Source organism: Actinocrispum sp. NPDC049592, assembly GCF_040675465.1.
Lineage (GTDB): Bacteria > Actinomycetota > Actinomycetes > Mycobacteriales > Pseudonocardiaceae > Kibdelosporangium.
This window is the reverse complement of the sequence record NZ_JBFAPA010000001.1, coordinates 1,108,079-1,130,576: the sequence shown is the minus strand read 5'-3', so window position 1 is coordinate 1,130,576 and position 22,498 is coordinate 1,108,079. Positions and strand designations below refer to the sequence as shown.

Below are 22,498 nucleotides of genomic sequence, written 5' to 3'. Positions count from 1 at the left end.
GCTGATGCCAGCGGAGGACGTGGACGTCGTCGTCATCGGGTTGGGCCCGGGTGGGGAGGCGCTGACCGGTCAGCTGGCCCGCGGCGGCCTGTCCGTGGTGGGGGTGGACGCGCGGCTCGTCGGCGGCGAGTGCCCGTACTACGCGTGCATCCCGACGAAGGCGATGGTCCGTGCCGCCGACTCGCTGGCCGAGGCGCGGCGGGCGAACCAGCTCGCCGGCACGGTCCAGGTGCATCCGGAGTGGTCGATCGTGGCCAAACGGGTGCGCGACGAGATCACCGCGAACTGGAACGACCAGGCCGCGGTCGACCGGCTGGTCGCGGCAGGTGCCCGGATCGAGCGCGGCTGGGGCCGGATCACCGGGCGGCACGAGGTCACCGTGTCCACTAAGGACGGTGACAAGGTGTTCCGCACCCGGCGCGGCATCGTGCTCAACCCCGGCTCGGACCCGGCGGTGCCGCCGGTCGACGGCCTGGCCGACACTCCACTGTGGACCAACCGGGAGGCGGTGGCGGCGACCTCGGTGCCGGAGTCGCTGATCGTGCTCGGCGGCGGCCCGGTCGGCTGCGAGTTCGCGCAGATCTTCGCCCGGTTCGGCGCGCAGGTCACGCTGGTGCAGCGCAACGAGCGGTTGCTGCCCAACGACGAGCCGGAGGCGGGCGACCTGCTCAAGGACGTGCTCACCCGTGAGGGCCTGCGGGTGATGACCGGGGCGCGGATCTCCAGCGCGAGCCACGACGGCACCAGCTTCGAGGTCGTTGTTGGCGACGAAACGCTGACCGCGGCACAGGTCCTGGTCGCCACCGGGCGCAAGACCGACTTCGCGGCTCTGGGCGTGAAAGCGGTCGGGTTGCCGGACGACGGCCGGGTGATCGAGGTCGACGAGCGGATGCGTGCCACCGACGGCGTGTGGGTGATCGGCGACATCACCGGCAAGGGCGCGTTCACGCACATGTCCATGTACCAGTCGGAGATCGCCGGCCGGGACATCCTCGGCGAGGACGGGCCGCCCGCGCGGTACCACGCGGTTCCGCACGCCACGTTCACCGACCCGGAGATCGGCGGGGTCGGCCTGACCGAGGCGGCCGCCCGGGCTCAGGGCCTCAACGTGCGGACCGGGTTCACCTTGTTGTCCGCGTCCTCGCGCGGGTTCGTGCACGGGCCGGGCAACGACGGGTTCATCAAGGTCGTCGAGGACGCCGACCGCGGTGTCCTGGTCGGCGCGACCGTGGCCGGTCCGGCCGGTGGCGAGATCCTCAGCGCGCTGCTGGTGGCGGTGCACGGTGAGGTGCCGACCGCCACGTTGCGGACGATGATCCTGACGTACCCGACGTTCCACCGGGCCATCGGCTCAGCTTTGGCGGATCTGGAGCAATGACAGCAGAGAAGCAGAACGGGGGCGGCGAGAGCACCCTCACGGTCGTTCTCGCCCTCCTGGTCAACCTGGCGATCGGCGTGATGAAGCTGATCGCCGGGCTGATCACCGGCTCGGCCGCGATGTTGTCGGAGGCGGCGCACTCGGCGGCGGACACCTTCACGGAGTTGTTCCTGCTGACCGCGTTGCGCCGGTCCGACCGCCCAGCGGATCGCGCGCACCCGTTCGGGTACGGCAAGGAGCGGTACTTCTGGTCGCTGCTGGCCGCGGTGTCGATCTTCACCTCGGGCGCGGTGTTCTCGTTCTACGAGGGGTTCTCGGCGATCTTCGGCGAGCCGGCCGAGCAGGAGAACCCGGTCGTCGCCTACATCGTGCTGGGGCTGGCGTTCGCGCTGGAGTCGGTGTCGTGGACGCAGGCGGTGCGGCAGACCCGCGCCGAGGCCAAGGCGGACAACCGCGGGATCCTGGCGTTCCTGCGGCAGAGCGACGATCCGACGTCGAAGACCGTGTTGTTCGAGGACACCGCCGCCCTGATCGGTCTGCTGATCGCGTTCGTCGGCATCCTGCTGCACCAGCTCACCGGGTCGTCCCTGTTCGACGGCATCGCGTCCGTGCTGATCGGCCTGCTGCTGTGCGGGGTTGCCTACACCCTGGGCGCCACGAACAGAGGGCTGCTGATCGGCCGCCAAGCCGACCCCATCCTGGTGAGAGCCATCGGCCAACGCCTGCGCCAAGCCCCCGAGGTCGAGGCCGTCGTGGACCTGCTCACCATGACCACCGGCACCGACAGCGTCCTGCTGTGTGCCCGCCTCGACTTCAACGACAGCCTCGGCGCCGCCGACCTCGAGCGCGCCTGCGTCCGCATCGACAACGAACTGCGCGCCGAGTTCCACGAGCTCAACGAGATCTTCCTCGAACCCGTCCCCCGCACCGACCCCGACCTCCGCGCCAAAGTCCTCAACCGCTACGGCGAACGCATAGTCCACCACTTCAACACCGACCCCACCCCCTAACCCACCACCACCCCCACGCACACGCCCACCCCCACGCGCCCGTCCCCACGCGCCCGTCCCCACGCGGTCACCTCCACACGGCCATCCCCACGCGCCCACTCCCCACCCCGCACCCCGCACCCAGCCCATCTCGCAGCGCCCATCCCGCCCATCCCGTGCGCGCCCACCCCAGGCCCTCCGCCCGCCTCGCCCACAGCCACTCGCCTTACCCGGCAGACAAACCCGCCCCCTCACCCCGCCTGTCTTGTCCCCCAGGCAACACCCCACGCACCCCCACACCCCAAGCGCATCGCCCCGCCCGCTCACTCTCACCCCCACTCGCCTTGCCCCACGGACAACACCTCGCGCACCCACCGCATCCCCAAGGGCGCGGCCCTGCCCGGTTATCCCACCCTCACCCTGCCCGCCTTGCCGCACGCGCAACACCCTCCCGCACCACCACTCCAAGTACATCGCCCTGCGCCCTCACCTACCCTCACCTCACTCGCGTTGTCCCACGAACAACACCCGCGCACCGGCTGTGCCCCAAGCGCGGCCCCGCTCACTCACCCAGTCTCACCCCGCCATCTCGCCCCACGGCAACACCACTCGCACCGCCGCATCCCAACCGCATCGCCCCGCCCGCTCACCGATCCTCACTCCGCTGTCTTGCCCCGCAGACAAACCGTCCCGTCACCCCACTTGCCGTGCCCACAGGCAAACTCGCCCCATCACGCCACTCGCCTTACCCACACGCAAACTCGCCCATCACGCCACTCGCCTTACCCACACGCAAACCCGCTCATCCACCCCACTCGCCTTGCCCCACGGGCAACACCCCCGCGCATCCACCGTGCTCCGAGCGCCTGGCACTGCCCGTTCCCCCATCCCCACTTCGCCTGTCTTGTCCCACAGGCAAGACCGCGTGACCACTCACCCCAACGGCCTTGCCCTGCAGGCACCGCCCGCGCCCACCCAGTTGTGCCCCACAGCCTTGTCCCGTGGGCAAGGCCTCGCGCGCCCGCCTACTCGGCGGTCTTGCACTATGGGCAAGCCTGCGGGCCCATCTCCGCCACAACACTGCATGCCTGCCTGTCCTCACCCGACCACATCCAACGGTCGCCCCTGGCCTTCCACTGACCCTCATCCCCGTCCTGCCCGCGAGCACCACGCCACAGGCCTACCTCTAACCGCACCCACCCAACCAGCCCCTCGGCTTGACCCGCAGGCAAGCCTCTGGCTATCCAGCGCACCACTCACACCGCACCAGCATTGCCCCACAGGCAACACCCCACGAACCCACCACACCCCAAGCGCATCGCCCCGCGCGCTCACCCACCGTCACGCCGCCCGCCTCGCCCACAGGCAACATCCTGCGCGCCCACCCACTTCACTCCATCGGGCCGCTCACCCCGTGCCGCCGGACAGGAAATCCAGCCACGCTCCTTGACCTGTCGAGCTTCCGCAAGCCGCGAGATCCCAACACATCGGCAAACCCAGTGCTGTCCGAAAAGGACGTACACCGTCTACTTCATGCCGGTGGTCGAAGTGGAGAGAGAGCGCGGATCCCGTGTGCGCCAGGCGTTTCGGTCAACGGACGTCAAGAACGCGTCGATGGTGGAGTTGAAGAGGGCGGGTTCTTCCAGGTTGGCGGTGTGGCCGGTTTGGGGGAGGATTGCCAGGCCAGCGGTGGGGATTGTGCGTTTGAGCATGAGGTCGGGTTCGAGGCAGCCTTCGTCCTCGTCGCCGACGACGATGAGGACCGGGGTGGTGACGGCCTTCAGTTCGTCTGTGAGGGCATAGAGGGAGGGGCGGCTGGCTTGGACGCCGCGCATGGTGAGGGCTGAGCCCAGGTTGGAGTGTTCGGCGAGGGCTTGGGCGAATTCGGCCCAGCCATGCGGGTTCTTGTTCTGGAACTGGACGCGGGCGGGGCCGACCGAGTAGCGCTTGGCGACCTCGGCGGCGCCTTCGGTCTCGAACGCGTCCGCTGTCGCGTGACACTCCTCGCGGAACGCGTCCTGACGTTCGGGTTGTGCGCCATAGCCAGCACCTGCGACAACGGCCGATGCGAGCCGGGATGGGTGGCGCAGAACCAGGTGCAGGGCCGTGAAGCCGCCCATCGACAGGCCGACGACGTGCGCCTTGGGCACGGACAGAGCGTCGAGAACCGCGATCGCGTCGGCCACCGCGCGTTGCTGGGAGTACGCGCCGGGGTCGGTGGGGACGTCGGACGGGGGATAGCCGCGGGCGGAGTAGGTGATGCAGCGGTGAGTGCGGGAGAAGTGGCGCACCTGCGGTTCCCAGCTGCGGTGGTCACCCGCGAACTCGTGCACGAACAGGATCGGGAACCCCGTCCCGGTCTCCTCGACATACAGCTGAACGCCGTCGTCCGTCTCGATCTTCGGCACGAAACCTCCCATTGCAGGTTGGTATACCAAATGATATACCAGACACCTCGACAGCGCAGGCGCCACGACACAGCTACAGAGACAACCGGCTCGGTCGCGCCCACCATCGTCCCAGCGACGGCGACGAACGAACACAGGCGATCAAGCCCTGCCCATGAATACGGAGCGAGGCCCATGAACACAGCTGATCGGGTTGTGCAGGAACTTCCGTGGAAATGGCGCGCGCAGGGGATGATCTTCCTGGTCGGCGGGCTGGGGTTCATGTTCGACGCGTGGGACGTCACGCTGAACGGGTTCCTGATCCCGTTGGTGTCCGACGAATGGGACCTCACCAAGACGCAGGGCGCGTGGGTGGGCACGGCCAACCTGATCGGCATGGCGGTCGGCGCCTTCGTGTGGGGCGGGATCGCCGACAGCATCGGCCGCAAACGTGCGTTCAGCGCGACTTTGCTGATGTTCTCGGTGTTCTCGGTCGCCGGGGCGCTCGCACCGGACATCGTCACCTTCTGCGTGTTCCGGTTCCTGGCCGGGCTGGGTCTTGGTGGCTGCATCCCGGTGGACTACGCGCTGGTCGGCGAGTTCACGCCGGCGAAGGTGCGCGGGCGCGTGCTCACCGCGATGGACATCTGGTGGCCGGTCGGCGCGACCCTCTGTGGCGTCGTTTCCACTGCGCTGCAACCGAACTGGCGCGCGATGCTCGTCGTGATGGTGTTGCCCGCGCTGCTGTTGTTCTGGGTACGGCTGTCCGTGCCGGAGTCGCCGATGTACCTCGTGCGGCGCGGCCGGGACGCTGAAGCCCGTGCGGTCATTGACAAACTCGTGGCGCGAACAGGTGCGACCGTTGAGCCATGGGAACTTCCACCACCCGAACGAATGCCACGCCTGTCCGCGGCCACCATGGTCTCGCAGCTCAAGGACCTGTGGCGGTACAGCGCGCGGATCACGTCGGTCTCGTGGGCCTTGTTCCTCACCGTGTTCCTGCTCTACTACGGCGCTTTGACTTGGCTGCCAACGATTCTGAAGACCCAGGGATACGGCAACTACGCGGCCTTCATGGTCACCACGTTGATGACCGCCGTCGGGATCGTCGGCGTCGTCGTGTCCGCGTGGCTGGTGGACGCGATCGGCCGTAAGTGGGTGATCGGCCTCAGTGGACCGCTCTCAGCGCTGGCCATGGTGGTTTTCGCGCTGCAACTGGACATCCCCTCGGCCGCGAAACTGTGGATCGGGGTGTTCGGGTTCGTCATCGAACTGACCATCCCCGCCCTGTACGCGTACGTCTCCGAGTTGTACCCAACCAGGTTGCGCGCCAGCGGTTTCGGCTGGTCGTCAACGATCAGCCGGATCGGCGCCGGGTTCGTCCCGTTGATCTTCGGCTTGCTGCTGTGGCCGTACTTCGGCCTGCCCGTCACGTTCCTGATCATCGGCATCCTGGCCACCCTCGCCGCGGTGTGGATGGCCGTCGCCGCCCCGGAAACCAAGGGCCGTGAACTCGACGAACTCCGCGACCCCATCACCCAGCCCACCGCGCCCTGACCCCACCCTGTGGACAACTCACGATCAAGCCTGGTCCAGTGGTCACGGACGTAGGCGTGGATCTGGGCGTACTGGCCGGGCACGCTGGTCACGCCGAGGGTGGTGTAGGCGCTGCGGGTTCCGGTGATGTGGCAGTGGGTAGGGCGCTCGATGAGAAACGCGTGGGCGGCGTGCGGGAACTCGACCAGCGGGATAGTCGGGGCAGTCGCCGACGGGCACGGCTCTCCCACGATCATGTGAATTCGAGCCTCGCATGATCAACAAGGACGGTGCCCGCCCTGCAAAACGACTTTGCCGGGACCCTGGTCGCGGCGTGAGTTGGTCAAGGCGAGTGGGTGGGATGAGCGAAACCGGCCAGCCAGGGGAGGGCGGGCCGGGTGGTGGCGGCGGGACTCGGGGTGGAGTCAGTCGAGGTGGGTGGTGCCCATGATGTGGTTGTAGGTGGCTTTGGCGGCCGCGTCGGCGTCTTTCTGGCGCAGGGCCTCGATGATCACCGCGTGCTCCGCCACGGATTCCGCGTGGGTGCGGGTGACGCGGGGGCCGCCGCGCAGGGCCTGCCAGAGCAACCTCATGATCGACACGAGCAGGGGGCTGTGCGCGTACTCGTAGAGGGTGAAGTGGAACTCGCGGTTGAGTTCGGGGTAGCAGTTGTCCTCTTCGGCGAGTTTGCGCATCTGCTCGTTGAGGTCCGTGAGCTTGTCGATGCCCGCGTCGTCGATGCGGGGGGCCGCCAGTTCGGCGCCGAGGGCTTCGAGGGCCGCGCGGATCCGGTAGTTCTCCTCGGTCGAGCCGGAGTCGGCTTCCACGACCGTGAACCCCCGGTGGGCGTCGCCGACGACGAGGCCCTCGGACTCGAGCCGGCGCATGGCCTCGCGGACGGGGGTCTGGCTGACGTGGAAGCGGGCGGCGAGGTCGCGTTGCCGCAGCTGCTTGCCGGCCGGCAGCTCGCCGGTGATGATCAGCTCCCGGATCAGCGCGACCACCATGTCGGTCTTGCTGACGTAGTTGAGCGTCGGCTCTGTCATCTGGTCCCCTCTTCTGTCAGACCGCGAACTCGCTCGGCGGTCAGTGGCAGCCGGCCCACTGATCCGGCTATGCCCAGTGCGTCCCGGACCGCCCCCGCGATCGCGGCACCTGCTGCGGTGAGCCCGCCTTCCCCCGCCCCTTTGACCCCCAACGGGTTGCCGGGGGCCGGCGCGTCCTCCGCCAGGAGGATGTCGACCTTCGGCAGCTCCGCCGCGGTCGGGAGAAGGTAGTCCATGAACGTCACCGCCTGTGGTTGTCCGGCCTCGTCGTACCGGAACTCCTCCAGCAGAGCACCACCGACGCCTTGGGCGACACCACCGACCAGCTGACCTTCCACCAGGGTCGGGTTGATCGCCCGACCGATCTCGTAGGCTACGAGATAACGCATTACCTGGACTAGACCAGTCCCGTGATCAATCTCGGCCACCGTGACATGCACGCCGTACGGGTAGGTCATGTGCTCGACCTCGAACCGGCGCTGAGCTGCGAGTCCAGCGGGTTCGCCGGGTCCGAGCCATGGACTTCCGGGGCGGCAGGCCCGCGCGATCTGTCCAAGCGAAACGCTGGTCCCGGGGGCGCCGACGACGCCGATCGTGCCGCCGCGCAGCTCGAGGTCGTCCTCGGACACCTCCAGCATCCGGGACGCCATCTGGATCGCGCGTTCCCGCACCGCGAGCGTTGCCCGGTGCACAGCGCTGCCACCGACGACTGTGGATCGTGACGCCCAGGAGCCCGCGCCGAACGGCTGCAGGGTGGTGTCGCCGTTCACAACCGTGATCACGGCCGGGTCGACATCCAGTACAGAAGCGGCAATCTGGGCGAGAACGGTCTCGATTCCTTGCCCCAGCGAGGTTCCACCTGAGTAGATCTGCACCCCGCCGGACGCGCTGACCGACACGTCGGCGGTCTCCTGCGGCCCGAGACCGCTCTTCTCCAGGAACATCGCCACGCCCACGCCCACACAACGACCGGAGGCGCGCAAGGACTCGACGAGGGAGAAGTACCCGAGCCGCTCGGCCTCGGCCATCGCCTTGTCCAGCAACTCCACGTAGTCCCCGGAGTCGAGCACCACATCGGTGCCGAGCGTGCTCATCTCACGGGTGTGCGGGAACCGCGTGACGAGGTTGCGGCGGCGCAGCTCGACGCGGTCGACGCCGATCCGGTCGGCGGCCACGTCCAGCAGCTGCTCCCGTACCACGGTTCCCTCGAACCGGCCAGGGGCGCGGTAGGTGCCACAAGGAGTTTTGTTCGTGAGAACAACTTCGACCCGGCCTTGGTAGGCGGGCACGCGGTACGGGCCGGGCAGCATCGCGATCGTCAGTTCCGGAACGATGATCCCGTGCGTGCGCGCGTAGGCGCCGTTGTCGTGCAGCACGTCGTCTTTGAGCGCCAGCAGCATGCCGTCGGCGTCGAACGCAGCCGCGATCCTGTGCTTCTGCTGGCGGGAGTGGTTCACCGCGACGAGGTGCTCACCGCGGTCCTCGACCCACTTGACCGGCCGTTTCTCCGTTCGCGCCAGCCACGGAACGAGGAAGTCCTCGGGGTAGAACTCGCCGCGCACACCGAACCCGCCACCGGCGTCCATCGCGTGCACGCGGATCTGGGTCTCGTCCATTCCGAGCATCGCGGCCAGCACGTCACGGTTGAACACCGGCACCTTTGTCATGCCGTAGATCTGCAGCGCGCCGGTCGCGGTGTCCACATCGGCCAATAGTGCCCTAGGTTCCATGGGGACCGCACTGTGCCGTCCCACGTCGAACTCAAGCTCCACAACATGTTCGGCGGCCGCGAACGCGGTGTCGACGTCGCCGTAGCCGAGTTCGAAGGCGGCGGCGACCTCTCCGTCGGCACTGTCCACAGCGGCCGTGAGCTCGTCGATCTCGATGGACACCAGCTCGGCGGCGTCTTCGGCGGTGTACGGATCCTCTGCCAGGACAACCGCGACGGGCTCGCCGACGTAGCGGACCGTGTCGGCGGCGAGCACGGGCTGCAGGTACTCGTCCAGCTTGATGTTCTGGACCAGCAGGCGCACCGGGATCCGGAGTCCGGGCGGCAGGTCCGCGGCGGTGACAATCCGGACGACACCGTCTACTTCGGACGCTCTCGTCGTGTCGACCGACCGGATGGCGCCGTGGGCGAGCGGCGAACGCACGATGCGGGCCCACAGCTGACCGATTCTGTCCTGGTCGTCGCCGAACCGGCCAAGACCGCGCAGCAGCCGTGGGTCCTCCTTGCGTGGCGCGCGCTCGCCGATCATCCGGCGCGTTCCTCGGCCACCTGCCGGACCGCCTCGACGATCCCCTGGTACCCGGTGCACCGGCACAGGTTCGAGGCCATCACCTCGCGCACTTCGGACTCTTCGGGCACGCCGTCCCGTTCGGACAGGTACGCCTCGCTCAACATCAGGAACCCGGGGGTGCAGAACCCGCACTGCAACCCGTGGCACCGGCTGAACGCCTGCTGCAGGTCGGAAAGCCGGTCGCCGTCGGCAAGCCCTTCGACAGTCCGGACTTCACAGCCATCGGCCTGCACACCGAAGATCAGACAAGCTCGAACCGGCTGGCCATCGAGCAGAACCGTGCAGGCACCGCAGATTCCGTGCTCGCAACCGATGTGCGTGCCTGTGTAGCCGAGGTCGTGCCGCAGGACATCGGCGAGAGTTCGCCGCGACTCCACGACGATCTCGTGCTCCTTGCCGTTGACCGACAGCGCGATCAGGTGGATGTCCTTCATGTCAGCACGTCCTCCGGCCGGACAGGGATGTGGTCGATCTGGATGCCCTTGTGCGCCAGTGCGTCGTTCACCGCGTTGAGCACCGCGGCCGGCGCGCCGATGGTGCCGCCCTCGCCCATGCCCTTGGAGCCGTTCTCGCTGAACTGCGACGGCGTCTCGAGGTGGTGGATCTCGATCGGGCAGATCTCGGTGGCGGTCGGCACGAGGTAGTCCATCAGCGTCGTGGTGGTCGGCTGTCCTTCGGGGTCGAAGGTGATCTTCTCGTACAGCGCGCACGCGATGCCCTGGGCGACCCCGCCGCGCACCTGCCCGTCCACCACCAGCGGGTTGATGATCACGCCGCAGTCCTCGACCACCATGAACCTGCGGGCCGTGATCTCACCGGTGTCCGGGTCGATCGTGACGAAGACGGCGTGGCAGGCGTTGGAGAACGTGCCCGGCGGGTCCGCGGTTTCCCGCGCCTCCAGGCCGTACCGCGTGTCCTCGGGCAGCTGGTGAGCCTGGAAGTGCACGATCCGGGCCAGCTCGGCGATCGGCACCTGGACGTCCGGCACGCCCCGGACCCCGGCCTTCGAGTCGGCGAGCACCACGTCGTCCTCGCTGACCTCGAGGACGTGCGCGGCGATCTTGCGCAACTGGGCCGCTACGGTGCCGGCCGCTTTGCGCGCCGCGCCACCGCCGATCACGATCGACCGGCTGCCGAACGTGCCCCAGCCGTACGAGGTCAGGTCCGTGTCGCCCTGCCGCAGCCGCACCTGGTCGGGATGCACGCCCAGCTGGTCGGCGACGATCTGCGCGAACGTGGTCTCGTGGCCCTGGCCGTGCCCGCAGGTCCCGGTGGTCACGATGACCTCGCCGGACGGGTCCATCCGAACGTGTGCGGTGTCGTAACCGGGAGTCATCCGCATCCGGCGTTGCGACATCGTCGGCGTGCCGTAGGCGGTCCGTTCGGAGAAACAGGAGAACCCGATGCCCGCGTAGAGGCCTTGTTCGCGTAACTGGTCGCGTTCGGCGTACCAGCCGGCCTCGGTGATCTTCTTCTCGGTCAGGTCCAGCGACTCGAGGTAGCTGCCCTCGTCGTAGGTGATCTTGTTGACGCCGGTGTACGGGAACTCGCCGGGCAGGATCATGTTGCGGCGGCGGATGTCGATCGGGTCGATGCCCAGCCGCGCGGCCGCCTTCTCCATCAGGCGTTCCATCACCAGCACGATCTGCGGGCGCGAGACGCCCCGGTAGGGGGCGGTCGGGGTCTTGTTGGTCGACACCCCGCGGCCACGCGCCCGGTACGCCGGGACCTTGTAGATGCCGGGCAGCTCGGTCGCGGCCATCAGGGGTTCCACCGCGCAGGTGAACGGGAAGACCGAGTAGGCGCCGATGTCGCATTTGACGTCCGCGGCCAGACCCAGGATCTTGCCGTGCTCGTCGAACGCGGCCGTGACGTCGTACTGCTGCTCGTGGCCGTGCACCGACCCGATCAGGTTCTCCTGCCGGTCCTCGACCCAGACCAGCGGGCGGCGCACCAGCATCGCGGCCTTGGCCAGCACCACTTCCTCGCGGCTGACCACGCACTTCTGGCCGAACCCGCCGCCCACGTCCGGCGCGATCACGCGGACCATCCGCTCCGGGATGTCCAGCGCCTGCGCGATTCCGGAGCGGACCTGGTGCGGGACCTGGGTCGAGGTGTGCACGACGACCTGACCGTCGCGGTCGTCCCATTCGGCCAGCGTCGCGCGGCCTTCCATGGGCAGGCCGGACACCCGGCCGCTCCTGAACACCTCGTTGAGCGTCAGGTGGGCGTTGGCGAAGATGTCCGCGAGCCGCGGATCGTCGAACATCACCAGGTCGACCAGGCAGTTGCCCGTTCCACTGTGGACTTCCGGGGCCTGCGGTGCGAGGGCGTCGTCGAGATTCGTGACGACCGGCTCGACGTCGTAGTCGACGTCCACAGCCTCAGCACCATCTTCAGCCGCGTAGGCGTCCTCCGCGATGACAACGGCAATTGGCTCGCCGACGAACCGGACGCGGTCGTGCGCCAGCATCGGCATCCTGGTGGGCTTGAACTCGTCGCGTTCCAGGACGGCCTGCAGGTGCGGGTCGCCCAAGTCGTTGCTGGTGAACACTTCCAGCACGCCGTCGACCTTCTTGGCGCGTTCGGTGCCGATGCCGCGGATCGTCGCCGACGCGTACTGGCTGCGGACAAACGCGACGTGCAGGGTCTGCGCGGTGGCCATGTCACTGACGAAACGCCCGCGCCCCAACAACATCCGCCGGTCTTCCTTGCGCGGGACCCGGGCCCCGACCCAGCGCGTGGCGTCGCTCATGCCGCGGCCTCGGCGAGCGCACGAGCGACCAGCGTGGCGGTGAGCTTCTTGCGGTAGGCCGAGCTCCCGTGTCCGTCGGAGGGCGGTTGCACCTGTGCCGCAGCGGTTTCGCCAGCTGCTTTGAAGGTCTCCCCGGTCGCGGGCTGACCACCGAGGTCAATGTCCACTGCGTACGGTTTCTCGGCGACCCCGCCGAGGACGATCCGCGCCGTCAGGATCTCGTTCTCGGCCAGGTCCAGGCGAGCGGCCGCGGCGACGATCGCGAAGTCACCCTTGCGCTGGGAGAACTCGGTCAGCGCCGCGTGCGGGGCGGGCTTGGGGAACCGGATCTCGGTGATCATCTCGTCCGGTTCGGCCGCGGTCATGAAGAAGCCGTGGAAGAAGTCCCTGGCCGGGATATGCCGTTGTCCAGCCGGTCCTTGCAAGGTGATCACGGCGTCGAGGAGGACCGCCAGGATGCACCACTCGGAGGTCGCGTCGCCGTGCGCGATGCTGCCGCCGAACGTGCCGCGGCAGCGGATGGGGTAGTGGCCGATCCAGCGGGCCGCCTTCGGCAGCACCTCGAACCCGTCGAGCCTGGCCTGTTCGACCGTGCGATGAGTGGTGAGGGCGCCGATGTGCAGGCCCTGGTCGTCGCGGCGGAGGTAGTCGAGGCCCGGGACGCGCGTGATGTCAACAAGTGCGCTCGGGCGGGCCAGCCGGAAGTTCATCATGGCCACGAGGCTCTGCCCGCCGGCCAGGATCTTGGCGTCCGGACCCAGCTCGCCCAGCAACGCCGTCGTGTCGTTCACGTCGTAGGCACGGTGGTAGGTGAACGCCGCTGGCTTCACGGGGCTCCTTCCCTCCAACTTGGTATACCATATTTCACCATGGGTCTCGTCCTCGAGCGATCAGACGACTGCCTCCGACTCAAGCTGAACCGCCCCAGCCGGCGCAACGCCCTCACCGAGCACACCGTCAAAGCCCTGCTCTCGGCCCTCGACTCGACCCCGACACTGCCGCTGATCCTGGGCAGCGCCGACCCGGCGGTGTTCTGCGCGGGCGCCGACCTCACCGTTCCGGACGACGAACGCACTCGCCTGTCCGACCTGCTGTACCAATGCTACGAGCGGATGATCACCCGTCCAGGCCCGGTCATCGCTGTGATCACCGGGGCGGCCGTGGGCGGCGGCGCACAGCTGGCGGCCGCTGCTGACCTCCGGATTTCGGGTCCTGGGGCCCGGTTCCGATGGGTCGGGCCTGGTCACGGGCTCGCGGTCGGGGCTTGGATCCTGCCCTCGCTGATCGGCCGGTCCGCGGCGCTCGACCTGTTGATCTCGTCGCGGTGGTTGGACGCGGAGGAGGCCTACCGCCTTGGATTCACCGGGTTGGTCGACGATCCCTGGGCCGCGGCGGAACAGCTCGTCACCCACATCGGCACTTTGGACCGGGACGCGGTCGCCCGGATCAAGTCGATCTCGGCCGCGGACGGCCTGCTGCAACGCCTCGCCGACGAGAGAATGGGCAACCGGTCGACGTGGAGCGGCGCAGTCTGACTAGGGGGCCGGATGAGTGTCGAGTGGAGTGAGGCGGCGTGGCGGCGGCACCTGCCCGGGGTGGCGGATGTCGCGGGGTTCGTGCGGGGCTTGGGGAACGCGACGGTTTCGGGGTTGTTGCGGAACCGGGCCGACGGGCCGGGCGGGATCTCGGTCGACGGAGCCGGGGCTGGGTTCGCGGAGCTGGAGGGTGGGGTTAGAGCGGCGGCGGGGTGGTTCGCGCAGCGAGTTGGGCGTGGGGAGCGGGTAGTGCTGTGCGGTGAGTCGTCCCTGGATTTCGTGCGGTGCTACCTGGGGGTTTTGCGGGTGGGGTCGGTCGTCGTCCTGGCGAATCCGGCCTACACCGAGGCAGAGCTGGACCATCTGGTGCGTGACTCCGAGGCGGCTCTGGTGGTCCGCGACATGAGCGAGCCGGTGGGGCCGGACTTTGATGACCTGGTGGGCGAGGCCGATGACGTCGCGGTTCTCGCCTACACGTCAGGGACCACTGGGCGGCCCAAGGGAGTTCCGCTCACGCACCGGCAGCTACTGACGTCCATCGGGTCCGCGATGGCGGCTTGGCGGTGGTCGCCGGACGACGTGCTCACTCATTCGTTGCCGCTGTTTCACCAGCATGGGCTAAGCGGAGTGCACGCCACGTTGCTGGCCGGGTCGACGGCGAGGTTGTTCTCGAAGTTCGACGTCGGCAGGCTGACCGCCTCGATGCGGGAGTCGACGATTCTCTTTGCCGTGCCAACCATCTACGAACGGCTCGCGGACCACCCGGAGGCGTTCGAGAACCTGCGGTTGTGTGTCTGCGGATCGGCGCCGTTGAGTGCCGCGTTGGCGGAACGGCTGCCGAAGATGCCGGTTGTCCGTTACGGCACAACGGAATCAGGGCTGAACGTGTCGAACCCGGTGGACGCGCCACGCGGTGACACGATCGGCATTCCGTTGCCTGGCGTGCATGTGCGGATCCACGACGGCGAGATCCAGGTCCGCGGACCGCAGGTGTTCACCGGGTACTGGCGGAACGACGAGAACCCGTTCACCGAGGACGGCTGGTTCAGAACCGGCGACCTGGGCGAGATCCGCGAGGATCACCTGGTGATCAAGGGGCGCAGCAAGGAACTCATCATCACCGGCGGCCTGAACGTCTACCCGCGCGAAGTCGAGCTGGCCCTTGAGGAGCATCCCGCGGTCGTCGAAGCTGCGGTGGCCGGAGTGCCGGATGAGAAATGGGGCGAACAGGTCACCGCTTGGGTCGTCCTGCGCGAACCCGCCGATCTGAGCACTCATGCCCGGACCCGGCTGGCGCCCTACAAGTGCCCGAAGCAGATCGTCGAGGTGACTTCCCTGCCCCGCAACCACATGGGCAAGATCGCACGTCAGCAGCTCCGCACACCCATGCAACGCGCTCGGGAACTCGGCGCGTTCACCGAGGTTTTCCCGCCCGGCGAAGGCATTCCGCTGGCGGTGAAGGAGAACATCCACCGGGAACTCCCCGGCTGCCACACGGTGGGGCGCACCAGAATGCCGGAGTTGGCGCTGTCGCTGACAACCCCCGGCTGCGTCAACCCGTGGGGTGAAAACCTGCACGCAGGCGGGTCGAGCGGCGGCTCGGCGGTCGCGGTCGCGGTGGGCGCGGCGAAGTACGCGCTGGGCACGGACACCGGCGGGTCGATCCGCGTACCAGCGGCGTTGTGCGGGGTCGCGGGGCTGCGGCCGACGTTCGGCGTCATCCCGATGGACGGCGTGCTCCCGTTGGCGCCGTCGCTGGACACCATCGGGCCGATCGCGCGCACCTCGCAGGAGTGCCTGGAGCTGCACGAAATGCTCGGCGGCACGACCAAACCGGTTCACGAGATCAGGCGAATCGGCGTCTCGCTGAGTCACTGCGGTGACGAGGTGAAGCGCGTTCTGGGGGAGGTCATCGACGCGCTGCCGTTCGAGGCCGTCGAGGTGAAGCTGCCGGATGTGCGGGCGGTGACCTACGACGTGATGCTCGCCGAGGCCGCCGAGATCTGGTGGGAGCAACGGGAGAACTTCAGCGCCGAGGTGCAAGACCAACTGGCGCAAGGGCGGAAAGATGTCGGTCGCGAGCCGATCGAACAGGCGCGCGCGGAGGTGGACGCGTTGCTCGACGAGGTGGACGTCATCGTGCTGCCGACCGTTCCGATCCTGGCCGCGCCCATCGGGACTCCGGATCTGGCGGCGAAGTACTTCCGGTTCACCGCGTTGGCCTCGGCGACCGGCCATCCCGCTTTGTCCGTTCCGGCGGGTCTGGCCGGCGGGCTTCCGGTGGGGGTCCAGGTGATCGGTGGTCGACATGAGGAGGCGGTACTGGGCATGGTGGGCACGATGATCGAGTCGGCGCCCGCCGGGGTGGCTCTAGCGGAGGCTCGACGCGATTTGGTATACCAAATATCACGTCCCAAGTGAGGAGTGGTCCATGGACCTGCAGCTGACGGACAAGGTCGCCTTCGTGACCGGGGCCAGCAAGGGAATCGGCCGCGCGGTCGCCGAACACCTGGCCGCGGAGGGCGCGGACGTGGTGATCACCGCGCGGACCGCCGACTCGCTCGAGGTCACCGCGAAGGAGATCGCCGCCGCCAGCGGCCGGACCGTGGTCCCGATGGCCGGGGACATGAGCAGGTCCGAGGACGTCGAGCGGTGTGTGGCCGCCACGCTCGAACGGTTCGGCAAGATCGACATGCTGGTCACCTGCGCCGGCAGCTCCCCGGGCGGCCTGCTCGAGGAACTGACCGAGGAGCAGTGGCTGTCCAGCCTCAACCTGAAGTTCATGGGGTACGTGCGGTCGGTGCGGGCCGTCATCCCACACATGCGTGAGCGTGGTTCCGGGTCGATCGTGCTGGTCGTGGGCAACGACGGCCTCAAACCAAGCTACTGGGAGCTCACCGCGGGCGTCGCCAACGCCGCGGACATCAACTTCGCTTCGTCCATCGCCGAGCAGTACGGCCGCTACGGCGTGCGGATCAACACCGTCAACCCCGGCCCGGTGAACACCGACCGCTGGGACACCCTGGAGAAAGCGTTCGCGCGGGACAAGAAGGTCACCCAGGAACGCGCCCACGAGCTGGCCACCGGCTCCATCCCGTTCGGCCGGATCTGCGAGCCCGACGAGGTCGCCGCGCTGGTCGCGTTCCTCGCCTCGCCACGGGCTAGCTTCATCAACGGCGCGCACATCCCCGTCGACGGCGGGCAGCGCAAAGCGTTGATGGATCTCTAGGAGCGGTTGATGAAGCTGACCAACGAGGTGCACATCGAGCGGGACCCCGCCGAGGTCTTCGCCACCCTGCTCGACGTGGAACGCGTCGCCTCGTGCATGCCCGGCAGCCGGCTGACCGGCCGCGACGGCGACTCGTACGAGGGCGAGGTCAAAGTCAAGATCGGCCCCCTCGGCGTCGCGTACACCGGCACGGTCCGGTTCCTGTCGGTGGACTCCTCGGCCCGGACCGCAGTGCTGAAGGCCTCCGGCAAGGAACAACACGGCCAAGGCAACGCCGACGCACACGTCACCGCGCGGGTGCTGCCCGACGGCACGGGGTCGAAGGTCGCGATCGAGACGGACCTGATGATCCGCGGCAAGGTCGCGCAGTTCGGGCGGGGCGTGATCGGTGAAGTGAGCCAGCGCCTTATCGGCCAGTTCGCCGGCAACATCGAGCAGCTCCTGACCACCAACGGTGCCGCGGCTGACGTCGAGCCCGCCGCAGTTGGGGGCACGGTTGGCCAAGCGGTGGGCGCTGGAAGCAGCTCTGCGGCTGGGGTCGCGGGCACGGCTGGGGTCCCCGCGGCGGCCGCCGAGCTGGACGGCCTGGCGCTGGTGATCAAGCCGATCCTGAAGCGGGTCGCGCCCATCGCGGCGGGTGTCGCCATCGGGCTGCTGGCCGGCGCGGGACTGCGCCGCCGCAAGGTGATCGAAGTGATCATCAAGGTGTCCGGCACCGACTGAGCCCTGACCGCCGACCTCGACGCGCTGATCCGGTGATCGTCTACAGCCGGAAGGGGTGCCTCCCGAGATCGGGAAACACCCCTTCTGAGCTGCTAAAACCTTGTAAGAGCGGATGACGGGAATCGAACCCGCGTATTCAGCTTGGGAAGCTGATGTTCTACCATTGAACTACATCCGCCTGTTTGCTTTGCCGAGCCTACACGAACGGGCTTCTGGCGCGCAGCTAGGGTGGTCTCGTGTTGCTGAGTGATCGTGATCTCGCCAAGGAGCTCGAGTCGGGGCGGCTGGGGGTCAGTCCGTATGACCCCGCGATGCTGCAGCCGTCGAGCATCGACGTGCGGCTGGACCGGTTCTTCCGGGTGTTCGTGAACACGAAGTACACGCACATCGATCCCTCGCAGCAGCAGGACGAGCTGACGTCGCTGGTGGAGCAGGAGGGTGACGACCCGTTCGTGCTGCACCCCGGGGAGTTCGTGCTGGGGTCGACGTTCGAGCTGGTGACGTTGCCGGACGATCTGGCCGGCCGGCTGGAGGGCAAGTCGTCGTTGGGGCGCTTGGGGTTGCTGACGCATTCGACGGCGGGGTTCATCGATCCCGGTTTCTCCGGGCACATCACGCTGGAACTGTCCAATGTCGCCAACCTGCCGATCACGTTGTGGCCGGGCATGAAGATCGGCCAGCTGTGCCTGTTCCGGCTGTCCAGCTCGGCCGAGCACCCGTATGGCTCGGCCCGCGCCGGGTCGCGCTACCAGGGGCAACGCGGTCCGACGCCGTCGCGCGCCTACCTGAACTTCCACCGCGTGGACACGACTCGAACGGGTGAAGAGGACTGACGTCACGCGCTGTGACTGCCAGACTTCTGGGTTATGCGGCTTGTTCTGGTCGGGCTGGTGTTGTTGACATGCTTGACCGGTGGTGCGCGGGCCGCTGAGCCGCAACCGTTCGACCTGGCCTACAACCGGATCGTCGGCGGTGACTTTCTGAGCGTGGGCAACGGTTCCCTGCGTTGTCCACTGTCGACCGACAACCCGCCGGTCATCGGTGACAACACGCCCGGCGAGTGCGCGAAGGCCGCGGCCAGGCAGAACAACCGGGTCAACGACAACTTCTTCATGCAGTGGGCGGACGTCGACACCGACCCGGGCACGTTCAACTCCAGCAGCGCCGAGGTCGACCTCCCGCCGCATGCCACAGTGGAGTTCGCGCGGCTGAACTGGGCCGGCAACACGGGGACGTTCGCCGACTCGACTGTCAAGATGTGCCAGTCGCGTGAGTCCGAGACCCCGGCGATCCTGCCGGAAGGCACGCCCAGCAAACAGAAAGTCCGGCTCGTCGGCCGCAGGACCGTGGACCTCGCGCCGCAGCACTACATGGTCGACCCGCCAGGCACGTTCCGCGGCTCCGGCCAGTACTACTCCGCGTACGCCGACGTCACCGACGCGATCGGAAGCGGGCCGGTGACGGTCGGGAATGTGTGGGCTCCCAAGGGGTTCGGTTGTATGGGCGGGTGGTCGCTGACCGTCGTCTACAGCGTGCCGGACGCCAGGAAGCGGCAGGTGCTCGTCTACAACGGACACATCAGGCAGAGCAACGGCGACGCGAAGACCGCTGTGCACGTGGACGGATTCCGTGCCGCCACACCGGAAGTCCACGTCGGAGTCACCGCGTACGAGGGCGACTGGGGCATCGGCGGCGACCAGTTCGAGGCCGCCCCGGGCGACAACTTCTTCGTCTCCGAAGCCAACGGCCGTCTCGAACCCAACGCGCCCAACAACTTCAGCGTCGATGTCCGGTCACTGAACACCACGGTCGCCGTCGGCGCAGGCGCTTTGGACCTCGCGTTCGGCACCTCCGGCGACGGTTTCATGGTGCAGTCGCTCGCGCTGTCCGTCGCCGTACCCGCGTTGCAAGTCACCCAGACGGTCGACAAACCCGCAGTTCACCCGGGCGATGACGTCACCTTCACGATCACGGTGACGAACACCGGAAGCACACAGCTGACGGACATCAAAGCCGGTTGCCAGACGATCCCGGCCCTCGAAAGTGGCCAGTCGCAAGCCGTGACGTGCACGATCAAAGCACCGGCGGACGACTTCTCCAACACTGTCAGAGTGGTGGGCAAGACGCCGATCGGTGACGTGGAAGGCAGCGCGGAGACCAAAGTCGAGGTGCTCAACCCGGCCGTCAAGATCACCAAGAAGACCGACAAGCCCGTCTACCGCGACGGCGACACCGTGACGTTCACGCTGACCGTCGAGAACACCGGCGACACACCCCTGACCGCCATCGAGGTCGCAGACCCCAAGACCCCAGCCTGCGCCCGGAAACTCGACGCCCCCGCGACATTCACCTGCACCGCCGCCGCACCGTTGCCCGACAACGCCAACACCGCGTCGGTGAGCGCCGCCGACCGTCTCGGCAAACAGGTGACGGAACAGTCGTCGACGCCGGTCCGCGTGATCCACCCGCACGTCACGATCACCAAGGACGCCGTTCCCGCGACCGTCCGCCAGGGCGACCTCGTCACGTTCAACATCGTCGTCAAGAACGACGGAGACGCCCCGCTGACCAAGGCGGCGGTCCAGGACGACGTCCCCAGCTGCGTCAAGGACATCGGCGACCTGGCCGTCAACCAGGAACTCCGCTACACCTGCACCACCATCGCCGGCGCCCAGCGGTCCCTGACAAAGGCCACCATCACCGCCACCGACGAAACCCAGCGGCCCGTGACCGCCACCGACGACGCCACCTTCACCGTCGTCCACCCGGGCATCGCCGTCGTCGTGACCGCCAAGGGAGGCCCCTACAAACCCGGCGACACCGTCACGTTCACCGTCAGCGTCAAGAACACGGGCGACACACCTCTTGCCGACATCGTGGTCACCGACCCCATCGCCCCCGCCTGCGCCCGCACCCTGACGGCGCCAGGGGACTACGACTGCACAATGCCCGCCCCCGCCGACGACATCACCAACCTCGTCACAGTCACGGCCAAACCCCCGGTCGGCCCGCCGGTCACCGCCGTCGACGGCGCCTTCGTCGACATCACCCTCCCTTGACCGACGTACAGGGCTCTACGGCGCTGCTGGGCCCGTTTAACGACCCTTGGTCGGCCGCCACATCCACCCGCCCGTCGACGTCGGCCTCCTGGTGCTGAGGCTCGCGCTCGACGTGCTGGTGCTGGGCCCTGTTTCGCTGAGCAAAGGATGACGGTTACTGATCTCATCCGCTGTGGGTGATCCCATAACGGCGCCGCGAATGGAGTTAATGGATACCCGGCCCGATGCGCGGGCAAACTGTTTTCTTTTCCCATCTGCACGGAAATTTACCCACACAACGCAAAGTGACCGCCGATCGCATTGCGCGACGGCGGTCACTTTGGGCTATCGAAACGTTCAAAAGTTAACCGGGAGTACCGACGAGATCGGAAATACTGGTGCCGACCACCCGATTCCGCCCACTGCGTTTGGCCGCGTAAACTGCCGCGTCCGCGGCCGCGAGGACCTCTTCGAGGGTGTCTCCGCTGGCCGGATAGGCGGCCACGCCGATGGACGCGGAGCGGTCCGCGATGGTCACCGGGCTGCCGTCGTTCATCCGGCTCTGCACCACCATCTCGGTGATCTGGTGCCGGATCCGCTCGGCCGCGACCAGCGCGTCCGCCTCACCCGACCCGGCGAGCAGCACCACGAACTCCTCGCCGCCGAACCGGCCGACCAGGTCGTGGCTCCGGGTCTCGCGTTTCAGCAGGTCGGCGAGGGCGATCAGCATGTCGTCGCCGGCCAGGTGGCCGAACGTGTCGTTGATCTTCTTGAAGTAGTCCAGGTCGATCATCAGCACGCTGAACGCGGCGCCGGTGCGCCCGGCCCTGGACAGCTCGTTGTTGCCGCTGGAGTGCCAGGCCACCGAGTTGAGCAGGCCGGTCTTCTGGTCCTTGGAGGCCAGCTCCTCCAGCTGCTTGGCCAGCACGGCCTTCTGCAGCACGAACATCGGGAAGAAGATGGCCGCCGACAGGGCCGGGGCGAACAGCAGCGCTGCCAGCAGCAACGCGCCCAGGCACAAGTTGGTCAGCTCGAGGGCGTTGTCCTCGAAGCTACCGAGCAGCGACCGGGCGGTCGCCTTCTCCGGGGCCGCGAAGTACAGCGCGATGACCGTGATCAGGGCGTCCACCACGAAGTAGGCGGCGACCGCGGCGAAGATCGCCAGCGTCGTCGTGTCGACGTCCGACGAGGTCAGCGCCACCGGGCCGGCGACAAGGTGCAGCGCAAGCAGGGACGCGAACGAGGCCATCGAGGTGGTCGACGCGTTGGTGATGGTGCGGTGCGGGGCGACCCGGCGCATCCGCCGGCGGAACGCCAGGTGCAGGTACAACACGCAGCTCAGCACCGGGACCAGCGGCATCGGCAGCAGCAGCGCCGCGGGCAGCATCCAGACCGACGTCATGTTGATGTACGGCGTCACGCTCAGGCTGCGGCGGATCCGCTCGATCTTGCGGGTGACCTCGGCGTGCACCAGGCCGAGACCGGCCAGCAGCGCGAACATGCCCAGGTCGGCAGCCGTGACGGGAACGAAAACGAACGACGTCACGGTGAGTGCGAGCGCAACGGCCTCGGTCGCTAGAGT

16 protein-coding genes and 1 tRNA gene are annotated in these 22,498 nt (G+C 67.9%); 9 read left to right on the top strand and 8 right to left on the bottom strand.

The genetic code is table 11. From position 1 onward, the window contains the following. The first annotated feature begins 4 nt into the window (after window positions 1-4). Both AB0J95_RS05365 and AB0J95_RS05360 read left to right on the top strand, forming a co-directional pair. Complete coding sequence (locus AB0J95_RS05365) at window positions 5-1,378, top strand: NAD(P)/FAD-dependent oxidoreductase (protein WP_364752603.1); 1,374 nt, start codon at window positions 5-7, stop codon at window positions 1,376-1,378. Then, window positions 1,375-2,388 (top strand): cation diffusion facilitator family transporter, encoded by a 1,014-nt coding sequence (locus AB0J95_RS05360; RefSeq protein WP_364752601.1) that lies wholly within the window; start codon window positions 1,375-1,377, stop codon window positions 2,386-2,388. Before AB0J95_RS05365 ends, AB0J95_RS05360 begins: the two co-directional genes overlap by 4 nt. Window positions 2,389-3,893: 1,505 nt before the next feature. On the opposite strand, the gene AB0J95_RS05355 is transcribed toward AB0J95_RS05360, so the two are convergent. After that, window positions 3,894-4,775, bottom strand: a complete 882-nt coding sequence (locus AB0J95_RS05355) for an alpha/beta hydrolase (protein WP_364752598.1) — start codon at window positions 4,773-4,775, stop codon at window positions 3,894-3,896. 174 nt (window positions 4,776-4,949) lie between these two features. On the opposite strand from AB0J95_RS05355, the gene AB0J95_RS05350 reads away from it, so the two are divergent. Continuing rightward, window positions 4,950-6,311, top strand: coding sequence for an MFS transporter (locus AB0J95_RS05350; protein WP_364752596.1), 1,362 nt, complete (start codon window positions 4,950-4,952; stop codon window positions 6,309-6,311). 404 nt (window positions 6,312-6,715) lie between these two features. Here AB0J95_RS05350 and AB0J95_RS05345 read toward each other — a convergent pair whose 3' ends face one another. Genes AB0J95_RS05345 through AB0J95_RS05325 form a run of 5 tightly spaced genes read right to left on the bottom strand, consistent with a single transcriptional unit; the run spans window position 6,716 to window position 13,221 of the window. Further along, on the bottom strand, window positions 6,716-7,336 hold the full coding sequence (locus AB0J95_RS05345; RefSeq protein ID WP_364752594.1) for a GntR family transcriptional regulator: 621 nt from the start codon (window positions 7,334-7,336) through the stop codon (window positions 6,716-6,718). After that, entirely contained in the window at window positions 7,333-9,594 is a 2,262-nt protein-coding gene (locus tag AB0J95_RS05340; protein WP_364752592.1) for a xanthine dehydrogenase family protein molybdopterin-binding subunit, read from the bottom strand. Before AB0J95_RS05340 ends, AB0J95_RS05345 begins: the two co-directional genes overlap by 4 nt. After that, window positions 9,591-10,070: a (2Fe-2S)-binding protein gene (locus AB0J95_RS05335; RefSeq protein ID WP_364752589.1), complete on the bottom strand. Its 480-nt coding sequence runs from the start codon at window positions 10,068-10,070 to the stop codon at window positions 9,591-9,593. Before AB0J95_RS05335 ends, AB0J95_RS05340 begins: the two co-directional genes overlap by 4 nt. Further along, window positions 10,067-12,391, bottom strand: a complete 2,325-nt coding sequence (locus AB0J95_RS05330; protein ID WP_364752587.1) for a xanthine dehydrogenase family protein molybdopterin-binding subunit — start codon at window positions 12,389-12,391, stop codon at window positions 10,067-10,069. Before AB0J95_RS05330 ends, AB0J95_RS05335 begins: the two co-directional genes overlap by 4 nt. After that, window positions 12,388-13,221, bottom strand: coding sequence for a xanthine dehydrogenase family protein subunit M (locus AB0J95_RS05325; RefSeq protein WP_364752584.1), 834 nt, complete (start codon window positions 13,219-13,221; stop codon window positions 12,388-12,390). Before AB0J95_RS05325 ends, AB0J95_RS05330 begins: the two co-directional genes overlap by 4 nt. Window positions 13,222-13,260: 39 nt before the next feature. On the opposite strand from AB0J95_RS05325, the gene AB0J95_RS05320 reads away from it, so the two are divergent. From AB0J95_RS05320 to AB0J95_RS05305, 4 genes are read left to right on the top strand one after another with little or no spacing between them, the layout of a single operon-like run. Further along, complete coding sequence (locus tag AB0J95_RS05320) at window positions 13,261-13,926, top strand: enoyl-CoA hydratase/isomerase family protein (protein WP_364752581.1); 666 nt, start codon at window positions 13,261-13,263, stop codon at window positions 13,924-13,926. A 12-nt stretch (window positions 13,927-13,938) separates the two neighbouring features. Further along, window positions 13,939-16,347 (top strand): AMP-binding protein, encoded by a 2,409-nt coding sequence (locus tag AB0J95_RS05315; protein ID WP_364752580.1) that lies wholly within the window; start codon window positions 13,939-13,941, stop codon window positions 16,345-16,347. 10 nt (window positions 16,348-16,357) lie between these two features. Then, window positions 16,358-17,155, top strand: coding sequence for an SDR family oxidoreductase (locus AB0J95_RS05310; RefSeq protein ID WP_364752577.1), 798 nt, complete (start codon window positions 16,358-16,360; stop codon window positions 17,153-17,155). A 9-nt stretch (window positions 17,156-17,164) separates the two neighbouring features. Beyond that, window positions 17,165-17,878, top strand: coding sequence for an SRPBCC family protein (locus AB0J95_RS05305; RefSeq protein WP_364752574.1), 714 nt, complete (start codon window positions 17,165-17,167; stop codon window positions 17,876-17,878). A gap of 107 nt (window positions 17,879-17,985) precedes the next feature. Here AB0J95_RS05305 and AB0J95_RS05300 read toward each other — a convergent pair. After that, a tRNA-Gly gene (locus AB0J95_RS05300) sits at window positions 17,986-18,056 on the bottom strand. Between the two features lie 58 nt (window positions 18,057-18,114). Between AB0J95_RS05300 and dcd the strand changes: the two genes are divergently transcribed. Both dcd and AB0J95_RS05290 read left to right on the top strand, forming a co-directional pair. Then, the gene (gene dcd, locus AB0J95_RS05295; protein WP_364752571.1) at window positions 18,115-18,711 is read left to right on the top strand and encodes a dCTP deaminase; all 597 of its coding nucleotides are present in this window, start codon (window positions 18,115-18,117) and stop codon (window positions 18,709-18,711) included. Between the two features lie 33 nt (window positions 18,712-18,744). Then, on the top strand, window positions 18,745-20,937 hold the full coding sequence (locus AB0J95_RS05290; protein WP_364752569.1) for a hypothetical protein: 2,193 nt from the start codon (window positions 18,745-18,747) through the stop codon (window positions 20,935-20,937). 343 nt (window positions 20,938-21,280) lie between these two features. Here the strand turns inward: AB0J95_RS05290 and AB0J95_RS05285 are convergent, their stop codons facing one another. Next, window positions 21,281-22,462, bottom strand: coding sequence for a GGDEF domain-containing protein (locus tag AB0J95_RS05285; RefSeq protein ID WP_364752566.1), 1,182 nt, complete (start codon window positions 22,460-22,462; stop codon window positions 21,281-21,283). Window positions 22,463-22,498 lie beyond the last annotated feature (36 nt).

Coding starts and splice junctions, on each gene's coding strand:
- AB0J95_RS05335 (WP_364752589.1), bottom strand. CDS start 10,070: ATGAAGGACATCCACCTGATCGCGCTGTCGGTCAACGGCAAGGAGCAC.
- AB0J95_RS05360 (WP_364752601.1), top strand. CDS start 1,375: ATGACAGCAGAGAAGCAGAACGGGGGCGGCGAGAGCACCCTCACGGTC.
- AB0J95_RS05310 (WP_364752577.1), top strand. CDS start 16,358: ATGGACCTGCAGCTGACGGACAAGGTCGCCTTCGTGACCGGGGCCAGC.
- AB0J95_RS05305 (WP_364752574.1), top strand. CDS start 17,165: ATGAAGCTGACCAACGAGGTGCACATCGAGCGGGACCCCGCCGAGGTC.
- AB0J95_RS05320 (WP_364752581.1), top strand. CDS start 13,261: ATGGGTCTCGTCCTCGAGCGATCAGACGACTGCCTCCGACTCAAGCTG.
- AB0J95_RS05365 (WP_364752603.1), top strand. CDS start 5: ATGCCAGCGGAGGACGTGGACGTCGTCGTCATCGGGTTGGGCCCGGGT.
- AB0J95_RS05350 (WP_364752596.1), top strand. CDS start 4,950: ATGAACACAGCTGATCGGGTTGTGCAGGAACTTCCGTGGAAATGGCGC.
- AB0J95_RS05340 (WP_364752592.1), bottom strand. CDS start 9,594: ATGATCGGCGAGCGCGCGCCACGCAAGGAGGACCCACGGCTGCTGCGC.
- AB0J95_RS05345 (WP_364752594.1), bottom strand. CDS start 7,336: ATGACAGAGCCGACGCTCAACTACGTCAGCAAGACCGACATGGTGGTC.
- AB0J95_RS05315 (WP_364752580.1), top strand. CDS start 13,939: ATGAGTGTCGAGTGGAGTGAGGCGGCGTGGCGGCGGCACCTGCCCGGG.
- AB0J95_RS05290 (WP_364752569.1), top strand. CDS start 18,745: ATGCGGCTTGTTCTGGTCGGGCTGGTGTTGTTGACATGCTTGACCGGT.
- AB0J95_RS05330 (WP_364752587.1), bottom strand. CDS start 12,391: ATGAGCGACGCCACGCGCTGGGTCGGGGCCCGGGTCCCGCGCAAGGAA.